At 71.3% G+C, this 12,188-nt stretch carries 10 protein-coding genes; 7 read left to right on the forward strand and 3 right to left on the reverse strand.

Annotation, left to right across the window (positions count from 1 at the left end):
* Positions 1–19 precede the first annotated feature (19 nt).
* Positions 20–922 carry a succinate--CoA ligase subunit alpha gene (sucD, locus tag AB1K56_RS11475; protein WP_136587116.1) on the forward strand — a complete coding sequence of 301 codons (903 nt, stop codon included), beginning with the start codon at positions 20–22 and terminating at the stop codon, positions 920–922.
* Between the two features lie 282 nt (positions 923–1,204).
* Here the strand turns inward: sucD and AB1K56_RS11480 are convergent, their stop codons facing one another.
* Positions 1,205–2,656, reverse strand: coding sequence for an NCS2 family permease (locus AB1K56_RS11480; protein WP_371205740.1), 1,452 nt, complete (start codon positions 2,654–2,656; stop codon positions 1,205–1,207).
* A 67-nt stretch (positions 2,657–2,723) separates the two neighbouring features.
* On the opposite strand from AB1K56_RS11480, the gene AB1K56_RS11485 reads away from it, so the two are divergent.
* The 4 genes from AB1K56_RS11485 to purH all read left to right on the forward strand — a co-directional run bounded on the left by AB1K56_RS11485 (position 2,724) and on the right by purH (position 7,301).
* Positions 2,724–3,161, forward strand: coding sequence for a nitroreductase family deazaflavin-dependent oxidoreductase (locus AB1K56_RS11485; RefSeq protein ID WP_136587114.1), 438 nt, complete (start codon positions 2,724–2,726; stop codon positions 3,159–3,161).
* Between the two features lie 214 nt (positions 3,162–3,375).
* Positions 3,376–4,908 (forward strand): DUF6350 family protein, encoded by a 1,533-nt coding sequence (locus tag AB1K56_RS11490; RefSeq protein ID WP_371205741.1) that lies wholly within the window; start codon positions 3,376–3,378, stop codon positions 4,906–4,908.
* A gap of 117 nt (positions 4,909–5,025) precedes the next feature.
* The gene (purN, locus tag AB1K56_RS11495) at positions 5,026–5,625 is read left to right on the forward strand and encodes a phosphoribosylglycinamide formyltransferase (protein WP_371205742.1); all 600 of its coding nucleotides are present in this window, start codon (positions 5,026–5,028) and stop codon (positions 5,623–5,625) included.
* 65 nt (positions 5,626–5,690) lie between these two features.
* Positions 5,691–7,301 (forward strand): bifunctional phosphoribosylaminoimidazolecarboxamide formyltransferase/IMP cyclohydrolase, encoded by a 1,611-nt coding sequence (gene purH, locus AB1K56_RS11500; protein WP_264630158.1) that lies wholly within the window; start codon positions 5,691–5,693, stop codon positions 7,299–7,301.
* A 243-nt stretch (positions 7,302–7,544) separates the two neighbouring features.
* On the opposite strand, the gene AB1K56_RS11505 is transcribed toward purH, so the two are convergent.
* Together AB1K56_RS11505 and AB1K56_RS11510 are read right to left on the reverse strand one after the other, a co-directional pair.
* Positions 7,545–8,063: a DUF1697 domain-containing protein gene (locus tag AB1K56_RS11505; protein ID WP_371205743.1), complete on the reverse strand. Its 519-nt coding sequence runs from the start codon at positions 8,061–8,063 to the stop codon at positions 7,545–7,547.
* A 100-nt stretch (positions 8,064–8,163) separates the two neighbouring features.
* On the reverse strand, positions 8,164–9,591 hold the full coding sequence (locus AB1K56_RS11510; RefSeq protein WP_371205744.1) for an NAD(P)/FAD-dependent oxidoreductase: 1,428 nt from the start codon (positions 9,589–9,591) through the stop codon (positions 8,164–8,166).
* Between the two features lie 249 nt (positions 9,592–9,840).
* Here AB1K56_RS11510 and AB1K56_RS11515 point away from each other — a divergent pair, with 249 nt between their 5' ends.
* Positions 9,841–10,866: a LacI family DNA-binding transcriptional regulator gene (locus AB1K56_RS11515; RefSeq protein ID WP_371205745.1), complete on the forward strand. Its 1,026-nt coding sequence runs from the start codon at positions 9,841–9,843 to the stop codon at positions 10,864–10,866.
* A 38-nt stretch (positions 10,867–10,904) separates the two neighbouring features.
* Positions 10,905–12,188 carry an extracellular solute-binding protein gene (locus tag AB1K56_RS11520; protein ID WP_371205746.1) on the forward strand — a complete coding sequence of 428 codons (1,284 nt, stop codon included), beginning with the start codon at positions 10,905–10,907 and terminating at the stop codon, positions 12,186–12,188.

Here is a 12,188-nt window from a genome sequence, read left to right on the forward strand (position 1 = left end):
GGGATAGGGACAGAGAGAAATGTCGATCTACCTCAACAAGGACTCCAAGGTCATCGTCCAGGGCATCACCGGCGGCGAGGGCACCAAGCACACCGCCCTCATGCTCAAGGCCGGTACCCAGGTCGTCGGCGGCGTGAACGCCCGCAAGGCCGGCACCACCGTCTCGCACAAGGACGCGTCGGGCAACGACGTCGAGCTCCCCGTCTACGCGTCGGTCGAAGAGGCCATGCGCGAGACCGGCGCCGACGTGTCGATCGCGTTCGTGCCCCCGGCTTTCACGAAGGATGCGATGGTCGAGGCCATCGACGCCGAGATCCCCCTCCTCGTCGTGATCACCGAGGGCGTGCCCGTCGGCGACACCGCCGAGGCGTGGGCGTACGCGAAGTCGAAGGGCGAGAAGACCCGCATCATCGGCCCGAACTGTCCCGGCATCATCACGCCCGGCGAGGCGCTCGTGGGCATCACCCCCGCGAACATCACCGGCAAGGGACCCATCGGCCTCGTGTCGAAGTCGGGCACCCTGACCTACCAGATGATGTTCGAGCTGCGCGACCTCGGCTTCTCGACCGCCATCGGCATCGGCGGCGACCCGGTCATCGGCACGACGCACATCGACGCCCTCGCGGCGTTCGAGGCCGACCCCGAGACCAAGGCCATCGTCATGATCGGTGAGATCGGTGGAGACGCCGAAGAGCGCGCCGCCGACTTCATCAAGGCCAACGTCACCAAGCCCGTCGTGGGTTACGTCGCCGGCTTCACCGCTCCCGAGGGCAAGACCATGGGCCACGCCGGCGCCATCGTCTCCGGCTCGGCCGGTACCGCCCAGGCGAAGAAGGAGGCCCTCGAGGCCGCCGGCGTGAAGGTCGGCAAGACGCCGTCCGAGACCGCCGCCCTGATGCGCGAGATCATCGAGAGCCTGTAAGCAGCACTCTCCGCGGGGCCCGGATGCCATGGCATCCGGGCCCCTTTCGCGTTCCCGGGCGGCCGATTGGGTGCTACCGCGCGCGAGATCACACGATCGGCGCGAGGTCACACGCACCTGCGTCGTCGGAACGTGTGACATCGCGCCGAACGTATGATCTCGCGCGGCTCAGCGGACGCTGCCCGGGATCACGATCGGTGGGGGAGCACGCACGGCCGCCGTGGCGCCGACGGAAAAGAGGCCCGGATGCCGTGGCATCCGGGCCCCGAGAAGCGACCGCGCTCAGCCGAGCAGCGCCTCCACCGGACCGCGCGCGAAGAAGATCACGAAGCCGGCGGCGACGATCCACAGCAGCGGGCTCACGCGGCGGGCGCGGCCGGACAGTGCCTGGATGAGCACCCAGCTGACGAATCCCGCGCCGATGCCGTTGGCGATCGAGTACGTCAGGGGCATGACCGTGACCGTGAGGAACACGGGGATGAGCACCGACATGTCACTGAGGTCGACGTGGCGGATTTGGGCCATCATCAGCGCGCCGACGATGACGAGGGCGGCGGCGGCGATCTCGGTGGGCACGATGCTCGTCAGCGGGGTGAAGAACATCGCGAGCAGGAAGAGGCCGCCGGTGACGACGTTCGCGAGGCCCGTGCGTGCCCCCTCGCCGATGCCGGAGCCCGACTCGATGAAGACGGTGTTCGACGACGACGAGGTCGCGCCTCCCGCCACGGCGCCGATGCCCTCGATGACCAGAGCGGAGCGCAGGCGCGGGAAGGTGCCGTCGGGGGCGGCGAGGCCCGCTTCGCGCGAGAGCCCGGTCATCGTGCCCATGGCGTCGAAGAAGTTCGTGAAGACCAGGGTGAAGACGAGCATGAGGGCCGCGAGGGCGCCGATGCGGCCGAACGAGCCGGCGAGGTCGACCTGGCCCACGAGCGAGAGATCGGGGAGGCTCACCCACTGCGAGGGCAGCGTCGGAACGCTCAGGCCCCAGCCTCCGGGGTTGCCGTCCGCCTTGGCGCCGAGGCCCATGACGGCCTCGACGATGACGGCGATCACGGTGCCCGAGAGCAGACCGATGAGCAGCGCGGCCTTCACCTTGCGCACGAGCAGGACCGCGGTGATGACGAGGGTCAGCACGAACAGGGCGGTCGGGATGGTCGCGATCGAGCCGCCCACGCCGAGGCCGACCGGGGGCGAGCTGAGTCCGGTCGAGGTGACCAGGCCGCTGTCAACGAAGCCGATGAAGGCGATGAACAGGCCGATGCCGACGGTGATCGCGGTCTTGAGTGCGAGGGGCACCGCCTCGAAGATCATGCGGCGCAGGCCCGTGACGGCCAGCAGCACGATGATGAGGCCGTTGATGACGACCAGTCCCATCGCCTCGGGCCAGGTGACCTCGCCCACGATGCCGACGGCGAGGAACGAGTTGATGCCCAGTCCCGCGGCGAAGGCGAACGGCATCCGGGTCACCAGGCCGAACAGCATGGTCATCACGCCCGCGGTGAGGGCGGTGACCGCGGCGACCTGCGGGAACCCGAGGGCGTTCCCCGAGACGTCGGGCGTACCCGACAGGATGATCGGATTCAGGATGACGATGTACGCCATCGTCACGAACGTGACGACGCCACCGCGCACCTCGGCGCTGACGGTCGAGCCGCGCGCGGTGATCTCGAAAAACTTGTCGAGGCGGTTCTTCGGGGCGGGGACGGCGGTGGTCTCGGGAGCGGAAGCGCTCATGGAAGGCTCCAGGAAAGAGGGGGAGGGTCTGGACCGGAGGGGGAGACGCAGACGTATCGTGTGAGCTATGTCACTCTCAGGAGAGTATCTACCCAGCACCAGTGAATGGGCCCGCACGCAGGCGGAGACGTACGAAGCCACGGGGGGCAAGGAGTCCGCCGACATGCGGGGCGTACCCATCATCGTCCTCACCACCGTCGGCGCCAAAACGGGCGGCCTGCGCAAGACCGCGCTCATGCGCGTCGAGCACGACGGCAAGTATGCGGTCGTGGCATCCAAGGGCGGTGCTCCCGATCACCCGGCCTGGTACTTCAACCTCGTGAAGAACCCCCGCGTCGCGCTGCAAGACGGCGACGTGAAGAAGGAGTACGACGCGCACCAGGCCGAGGGGGCCGAGCGCGAGGAGTGGTGGGGCTACGCCACGGAGGTCTGGCCCGACTACGACGAGTACCAGAAGAAGACCGACCGCCGCATCGAGCTCTTCGTGCTGGAGCCGGTCGAGTAAGCCGGCCCCCGCGGCGGCGCAGCCGCGCGGGCGTCCACGAGATGCCGCCGCGCCCTGACGGGTGCCGCGTGCGCGGGGCGTCCGACGCGGAGCGCTTTTGCGCTCCCGGGACTCGAGCCTCGATGGTCGCGTGCCGGCGGCCCGTGTGGATCCGACCCCGCCCGCCGCGCCTGAGCGGCGGCCTGGGACCGCGCGGGTAGGGTTCCTCACGCCCATGCATCGCCTTCTTGTCGCCCTCCTCGCCGCTCTCGACGCCGTCCTGGCCGCCGCGGGCGGCATCGCGGTCGTCCTCGCGCCCCTCACGCTGCTGTGGGTCTTCGGCGTGGGCGATCCCGACTGGGCGGCGCTCTGGCCGGCCTCGGCCGCCGTGTGGCACCTCGGGCACCTCGTCCCCGTGACGCTGACCCTCCCCGACACCTACCTCGCGGCGACCGGCATCGATCCCGCGCTCGCGACGTTCACCCTGTCGCTCGCGCCGCTGGCGTTCGCCGCCTTCACCGCCCTGTTCGCCGCCCGATCGGGCGTGCGCGCCGGAGAGGCGGGAGCCGCGCTGACCGGCTGGCTGTCGGGCTCGCTGGTGTTCGCGGCGCTGTCGAGCATCGTCGCCCTCACCTCGAACGCCGCTCTCGTGGCATCCGAGACGTGGCTCGCCATCCTGCTTCCCTCGCTGTTGTTCCTCGTGCCGTCGTTCATCGGCGCCGTGCTCGGCGCGTGGCGGGTCGGCGACGACGGTCCCGTCGACGCCGTACGGGGGTGGATCGACCGGATGCCGCGGGCCTGGGCGCCCGTACCTAGCCTCGTGCTGCGCGGACTCGCGCTGACCACCCTGGGCCTCGTGGCCGTGGGCGCGATCGTCGTGGTCGCGGGTCTCGTCGCCCGTTCGACCCAGGTGATCGGGCTCTACCAGGCCAGCAACGCCGACGGGATCGGTGCGACCGTCATCGCCCTCGGCCAGCTGATGTACCTGCCGACCCTCGTGCTGTGGGCCCTCGCCTTCACCGCCGGCCCGGGCTTCGCGCTCGGGACCGACTCCGCCGTCACGCCCGCCGCGACGCAGGTCGGGGCGCTGCCCGGAATCCCGGTGCTCGGGGCGGTGCCCGACTCGACGTCGTCGTGGCTGCTGCTGCTCGTCCTGCTGCCGGTGGGAGTCGGGGCCCTCACGGGGTGGGTGCTGCGGTCGCGGATGCCGTCGACGGCCGACCCCGAACCGCTCGCGCCCCGCCTCGTCGTGGCGGCGTCGGTGGCGGTGCTCACCGGTGGCGTCGGAGCGCTCGCCGCCGTCGTCTCGACCGGTGCGATCGGCCCCGGTCGCCTCGCCGACACGGGCCCTCAGCCCGGTCCGCTCGCCCTCGCGCTCGGTCTCGAGGTGCTCGTCGGTCTGGCGATCCTGCTGCTGAGTCCCCGATTGGGCGACGCCGACCGGGAGGAGCGCACCGACCTGCGTGCCGACCACGGGGACGAGCTCCCCTCCTTCTCGTTCGCGCCGCGCGCGCACGTCCCGTTCGACCGCGACGACCACGCGACCGGCCCCGCGCCGAGCGTGTCGGCCCCGGGCACGGGGATCGCGCACGACGTGTGGCCGAGTGCCTACCGCGGCCCCGACGAGGTCGCCCTCCCGGGCGGTCGAGCCGGCACGGATGCCGTGGCGGCCGCGGACGGGGCGATCCTCGACGACGACGAGGTCCAGGCGCGCATCCGCGCGGCCTGGGCGGCGACCGACGAGCGCGACTCCGGCCCGCGGTCCTGAGCGCGCCGCGACCCGGGTCCGCCCCCATCGACGGCGGGGTGCTCACGAGAGGCCGCACGCTCGGCGCTGCGCCCGGCGGCTCGGCGGCGCTGGACGCACCTGCGTAGACTGACCTCCGTGCTCACGGTCGCCGTCCTCATCTCCGGCACCGGCTCCAACCTCCGCGCCCTGCTCGAGGCGGCTTCCGCCCCCGACTTCCCGGCGCGCGTGGTCGCGGTCGGTGCTGATCGCGAGGCCGAGGGCTTCGCGCACGCCGAGCACTTCGGCATCCCGACCTTCCTCGTTCCCTTCGGCGCGTTCGCGACGCGCGAGGAGTGGGGTGCCGAGCTCGGAGCGCAGCTGGCCGTGTGGAACCCCGACCTCGTCGTGCTCAGCGGGATGATGCGCCTGCTGCCCGCCGACCTCGTCGCCGCGTGGGAACCGCGCATCATCAACACGCACCCCGCGTACCTCCCCGAATTCCCCGGGGCGCACGGCGTGCGCGACGCACTCGCCGCGGGCGTCGCGCAGACCGGCGCGAGCGTGATCGTCGTCGATTCCGGCGTCGACACCGGCCCGATCCTCGCCCAGGAGCGCATCCCCGTGCTCCCCGGCGACGACGAGCACACCCTGCACGAGCGCATCAAGCCCGTCGAGCGTCGTCTGCTGATCGACGTGGTGCGCCGCATCGCGGAGGGCGAGCTCGACCTCGCCGCCGCGGCATCCCGAACCGTCTGACCCGCGCGGCGGGCGCCGGCCCGTCGTGTTCCCGAACCCGTCTCGAGACACAGGAGCCGAACGCCATGGCCGGACCCCGCCACGACCCCGCCGACTACCGTCCCCGCGACATCGTCCCGATCCGCCGCGCCCTGGTCTCGGTGAGCGACAAGACCGGGCTCCTCGAGCTCGGAGCTGCTCTCGCGGCCGCCGGCGTCGAGATCGTCTCGACCGGCGGCTCCGCGACGCTGCTGCGCGAGGCCGGCTACGACGTCACCGACGTCTCGGCCGTGACCGGCTTCCCGGAATCGCTCGACGGTCGCGTCAAGACGCTGCACCCGAACGTCCACGCGGGCCTGCTCGCCGACCTGCGCCTGGCCTCGCACGAAGCGCAGCTTGACGACCTCGGCATCCGTCCCTTCGAGCTCGTCGTGGTCAACCTCTACCCGTTCGTCGAGACCGTGGCATCCGGTGCCGAGGGCGACGACGTCGTGGAGCAGATCGACATCGGCGGGCCGGCCATGGTGCGCGCCTCGGCGAAGAACCACGCCAACGTCGCCATCGTCGTCTCGCCCGAGTCGTACCCCGCGATCATCGACGCGCTGCAGGAGCAGGGCGGCACCACCCTCGTGCAGCGTCGCGAGCTCGCCGCGCGCGCGTTCTCGCACACCGCCGCGTACGACACCGCCGTGTCGACGTGGTTCGCCGAGGGCACGCTCGGCGACGACATCGACCTGCCCGCGCACCTGACGATCCAGGCCGAGCGCCTGTCGACCCTGCGCTACGGCGAGAACTCGCACCAGCGCGCGGCGATCTACACGCGCGTCGGCGGGCACGGCATCGCCCAGGCCACGCAGCTGCAGGGCAAGGAGATGTCGTACAACAACTACGTCGACGCCGACGCGGCTCTTCGCGCGGCCTTCGACATGGTCAAGCCCGCGGTGGCGATCATCAAGCACGCGAACCCCTGCGGGATCGCCGTGGCCGCCCCGAACGCCCTCGACCCGATCGCGTCGGCGCACCTGCGCGCCCACGAGTGCGACCCCGTGTCGGCGTTCGGCGGGGTCATCGCCGCGAACCGCACGGTGACGCTGAAGATGGCCGAGAACCTGCGCGACATCTTCACCGAGGTCATCATCGCGCCCGACTTCGAGCCCGAGGCGCTCGAGGTGTTCAAGCTCAAGAAGAACCTGCGCGTGCTGCAGCTTCCCACCGACTGGCAGCAGGAGCGCATGGACGTGCGCCTGGTGTCGGGCGGGCTGCTGCTGCAGGACGCCGACCGCTTCCCCGACGACATCGAGTCGGTCGCGAAGAACTGGGAGCTCGTCTCGGGAGAGCGCCCCGCCGAGGCCGACATGGAGAGCCTCATCTTCGCGTGGAAGTCGTGCCGCGCGGTGAAGTCCAACGCGATCGTGCTCGCCCAGGCCTCGGCCACCGTCGGCATCGGCATGGGCCAGGTCAACCGCGTCGACTCGTGCCGCCTCGCCGTCGAGCGCGCGGGCGACCGCGCCCACGGCTCGATCGCGGCATCCGATGCGTTCTTCCCCTTCGCCGACGGTCCGCAGGTGCTGATCGACGCGGGCATCTCCGCGATCATCCAGCCCGGGGGGTCAGTGCGGGACGCCGAGGTCATCGACGCCGCGCGCGCCGCGGGCGTGACGATGTTCTTCACGGGGGAGCGTCACTTCTTCCACTGAGCCATCGCTCTTTCGACGCCGTCGCAGCTCCGGTTGCGGCGGCGTCGTCGCGTGCGCCGGGTGCGGCGTGCGCGGGATGCAGCGGTCGGGCTCTGACCGCCGACAAACGCTGTTCGTGTCGAGAAACGCGGTGGCTGCGCGTTTCTCGACACGGATGGCGTTTATCGGTGGGGTGGGGGAGGGGGATGCCGGTGGTGCGGCGCCCGGGGCGAGCGCGGCCGGCGGCGGCGCCGCTGCCGCGCGTCACGCGCTCATCGCGATGAGCTTCGCGACGGTGTTGGCGTTGCGTGCGGTGCCGACGACGCCGAGCCGCTTCTCGATGTAGCCCGCCTGCACCTTCGATCCGCCGATGCCCTCGGGGTACCGCACGAACACTTCCCGGCCGTCGACCACTGCTTCCTCCGGCGCACCGGAGGGGAGCTCGGGCACCGCCGTCTCGACGGGCTCGGCGAGGAAGACCGTCTGCACCCACCGCCCCTCGGCGGCATCGGCGAAGGGGTTCCGTGCGTGCGCATCGGCGAGTTCGGCGTGCGTGCGGACGATGACGGGCAGATCGAAGCCGAAACCCTCGCGCACCGCCGCGCGCACCGCTTTCGCCACGGCGGCCGAGCTGCGCCGCCCCGGGTCGAGAACGAGGTTGCCGGCCACCTGCAGCGTCTCGACCTCGCCCAGACCGGCGGATGCCAGGACCTCGCGCAGCGCGGGCATTCTCATGGCCGTGGGTCCACCGACTCCACGGATCAGGGCGACGGAGCGTGGCATGGTGCGACCCTACGCGGGGGACGGTCGAGACGGCAGGCCTGCGGCGGGGGCGACAAGGCTGCCGGGCATCCTCACGGCCCGCCGCGCCGCGCGCTGCCGCTCAGGCCGAGTCGCGGCCCAGGGTCTCGAGCAGGCGCAGCCACACCTCGCTGACCGTCGGGTACGACGGCACCGCGTGCCACAGGCGCTTCACGGGCACCTCGCCGACGATCGCGATCGTCGCGGAGTGCAGCAGCTCGGCGATATCGGGCCCCACGAAGGTCGCGCCGACGAGCACGCCGCGGTCGAGGTCGACGATCGCGCGGGCTTTGCCGACGTAGGCGTCGGACTGCTCGCTGGAACCCGCGATGCTCGCGAGGTCGTAATCGAGGACCTTGACGTTCAGGCCCTTCTCGTCGGCCTTCTTCGCGGTGAGACCCACGGATGCCACTTCGGGGTCGGTGAAGGTGACCTGGGGGACGGCATCGTGGTCGGCGGTGGCGACGTGGGCGCCCCAGGGGGCGTCATCCACTTCGTCGCCCTTCGCGCGGGCGGCGATGACGTCGCCGGCGGCGCGCGCCTGATACTTGCCCTGGTGGGTCAGCAGTGCGCGGTGGTTGACGTCTCCGACCGCGTAGAGCCACTCCGAGCCCCGCACGCGGAGGGTGTCGTCGACGTCGAGCCACTCGCCGGGGGTGAGGCCGACGGCATCCAGTCCGAGGTCGTCGGTGCGTGGCACGCGTCCGGTCGCGACGAGCACCTCGTCGGCGGTCACGGTGGTGCCGTCGGACAGCTCGAGCACCACACGGCCGTCGTCGTCGCGTCCCGCGGACGCGGCATCCGCCCCCGTCTTCAAGGTCGCCCCGCGGTCGCGGAGCGAGGATGCCACCAGCTCGCCGGCGAACGGTTCGTTGCCGCCGAGCAGGCCCGAGCGGGCGATGATCGTGACCTCGCTGCCGAGGCTCTGGAAAGCGGTCGCCATCTCGGCCCCGACGACGCCGCCGCCGATGATCGCGAGCGAGGCGGGGATCTGCTCCACCGCGGTGGCCTCGCGGCTCGTCCACGGCGAGACATCGGCCAGGCCCGGGATGTCGGGCAGGAGAGCGGCGGATCCCGTGCAGACCGCGACGGCGTGACGCGCGACGAGATCGGTGGTGCTGCCGTCGGCCGCGGTGACGCGCACCGTTTTCTCGCCGGTGAGCCGTCCGTGTCCGCGGACGAGGTCGATTCCAGCGCCCTCCAGCCACTGCACTTGGCCCGAATCGTCCCAGTTGCTCGTCATCGTGTCGCGGCGCCGCAGCACCGCGGCCACGTCGAGATCGCCTGTGATCGCCTGCTTCGCGCCGTCGACCTCGCGGGCCGCGCGCAGGGCGGCGCCGCTGCGCAGCAGCGCCTTCGACGGCATGCACGCCCAGTACGAACACTCGCCACCCACGAGCTCGGACTCCACGATGGCGGCGGTGAGACCGGCCTGCACGGCACGGTCGGCCACGTTCTCGCCCACCGGGCCCGCGCCGATGACGATCAGGTCGTATTCGCGTTCGCTCATGCCCTCACGCTAGCGACGGCCACCGACATCGGGGAGGGGTTGCGGCGTGCGCCCCCGGCGGTCGAACGGTTCGGGGCGCGAAAGGTGCACCGGGGCGCTCAACGCACGCCCCGGTGCGCGGTACGCGCCCCGAAGCGCAGAAGGCCGACCGGGTATCGCTCCCGGCGGGGTTGACGCGCGTCCTGAACCGGTTTAGGCTCGTCAGCACTGAACCGGTTTAGAACCATGGATGCCACGACGAGGTGCACGATGACGAATGACACGCGACCCACCATCGCAGACGTCGCGCGCCGCGCCGGGGTCAGCAAGGGCCTCGTATCGTTCGCCCTCAACGGTCGACCCGGCGTCGCGCCCGATACCCGCGACCGCATCCTCACGGTCGCCGCCGACATGGGGTGGAGCCCGAGTCTGCGGGCGCGCTCGCTGAGCGTCGGACGCGCCTTCGCGTGCGGGCTCGTCATCGGCCGCAGCCCCGACGTGATCGCCGCCGACCCCTTCTTCCCCTCGTTCATCGCCGGTGTCGAAGACGAGTTCTCGGTTTCGGGCCAGGTCCTCGTGCTGGCGGCGGCCACCCCCGGGCGCCACGAAGACGAGACCTACCGCGGCCTCGTCGCCGATCGGCGCGTCGACGGCGTGATCCTGTCCGACCTGCGCGCGGGCGACCCCCGCATCGCGCTGGTCGCCGAGCTCGGCATCGCGGCCGTCACGCTCGGGGTCCCCGACGTCGACAGCCCGTTCACGTCGGTCTCGGTCGACGACGGAGCGGGCATCCGGCTCGCGGTCGACCACCTCGCCGACCTCGGCCACACCGACATCGCGCACGTCGCGGGGCCGACCGCGATGCTTCACGGCCGCAGCCGGGCGGCGGCGTTCGAAGCGGCGGCTCGGGACCGCGGCATCCGGTCCCGAGTCGTGCCGACCGACTTCAGCGCCGCCGACGGGGCCCGCGCCACGGACTCGCTGCTCGATGCCGCCGTGCCGCCGACCGCGATCGTCTATTCGAACGACAACATGGCGATCGCCGGCCTCGGCCGTGCGCAACGCCGCGGGCTCGTCGTGCCGCGCGACCTCTCGATCACCGGGTTCGACGACGCCGAGATCGGTCGCCACCTCTTCCCCGCCCTCACCAGCGTCGCCACCGACGCGCGCGGGTGGGGCGCGGCGGCCGCCCGGGCGCTGCTCGCCGCCACCACCGGCGCCGCTGCCGAGGCCCTCGCTCTCCCCGATCCCCGACTCATCGTCCGCGCCTCGACCGGGGCGCCGCCGACCGTCTGACGCACCGCGGGGCATCCCGCACACACAAGGAGGAAGACATGCGACGACGCATTCTGACCACAGCCCTCGCCGCCACCGGCGTCTTGGCCCTGTCCGCCTGCAGCGGTGGGGGAGGAGCGAGCTCGGGCATGGACGCCCGCGGCCCGATCACCATCTGGTACTCCAACAACGACGCCGAGATCGCGTGGGGCGAGCAGATGGTGAAGGCGTGGAACGACGCCAACCCCGACCAGCAGGTCACCGCTCAGGAGATCCCCGCCGGGTCATCGAGCGAAGAGGTCATCTCCGCCGCGATCACGGCGGGCAACGCCCCGTGCCTCATCTTCAACACCTCGCCGGCGGCCGTCCCGGGCTTCCAGAAGCAGGGCGGTCTGGTCAACCTGTCGGACTTCTCCGACGGCGAGCAGTACATCACCGACCGCAGCGGCGACCTCGCCGACCAGTACCGCTCCGATGACGGCGGTTTCTACCAGCTGCCGTGGAAGAGCAACCCGGTCATGATCTTCTACAACAAGGACCTCTTCGCCAAGGCCGGGCTCGACCCCGAGAACCCGAAGCTGTCGACCTACGCCGACTTCCTCCAGACCGCGCAGACGTTGACGTCAGCCGGGGTCGCACCGTATGCCATCAACCCGGCGCCCACGAGCGAGTTCTTCCAGTCGTGGTTCGACTTCTACCCGCTCTACGCCGCGCAGACGGGCGGCACGCAGCTGGTCGAGGACGGCCAGGCGACGTTCGACGACGCCGCCGGCAGGGCCGTCGCCGACTTCTGGCGCACGATCTACGCCGACCAGCTCGCCGGAAACGAGCAGTACCAGGGCGACGCGTTCGCCGACGGTCAGGCCGCCATGGCGATCGTCGGGCCGTGGGCCATCTCGGTCTACAAGGACAAGGTGAACTGGGGCTCGGTGCCCGTGCCGACCGAGAACGGCACCGCCGCCGGCGACACGTGGACCTTCAGCGATGCCAAGAACGTCGGCCTGTTCACCGCGTGCGACAACAAGGCCACCGCGTGGGACGTGCTGAAGTTCGCCACCAGTGAGGAGCAGGACGGAACCTGGCTCGAAGAGACCGGCCAGATGCCGCTGCGCACGGATCTCACCACGACCTACGCCGACTACTTCTCGGACAACCCCGCGTACCAGCAGTTCGGCGACCAGGCTGCACGCACCGTCGAGGTGCCGAACGTGCAGAACTCCGTGGAGATCTGGCAGGCGTTCCGCGACGGCTACTCGAAGGCCGTCATCTTCGGCGAGGGCGACGTCACGACCTTCTTGACGGATGCCAAGACCCAGATCGACCAGCTCGCGGCGGGGAAGTGA

Source organism: Microbacterium sp. BWR-S6Y, from assembly GCF_041379845.1.
Classification (GTDB): domain Bacteria; phylum Actinomycetota; class Actinomycetes; order Actinomycetales; family Microbacteriaceae; genus Microbacterium; species Microbacterium hydrothermale.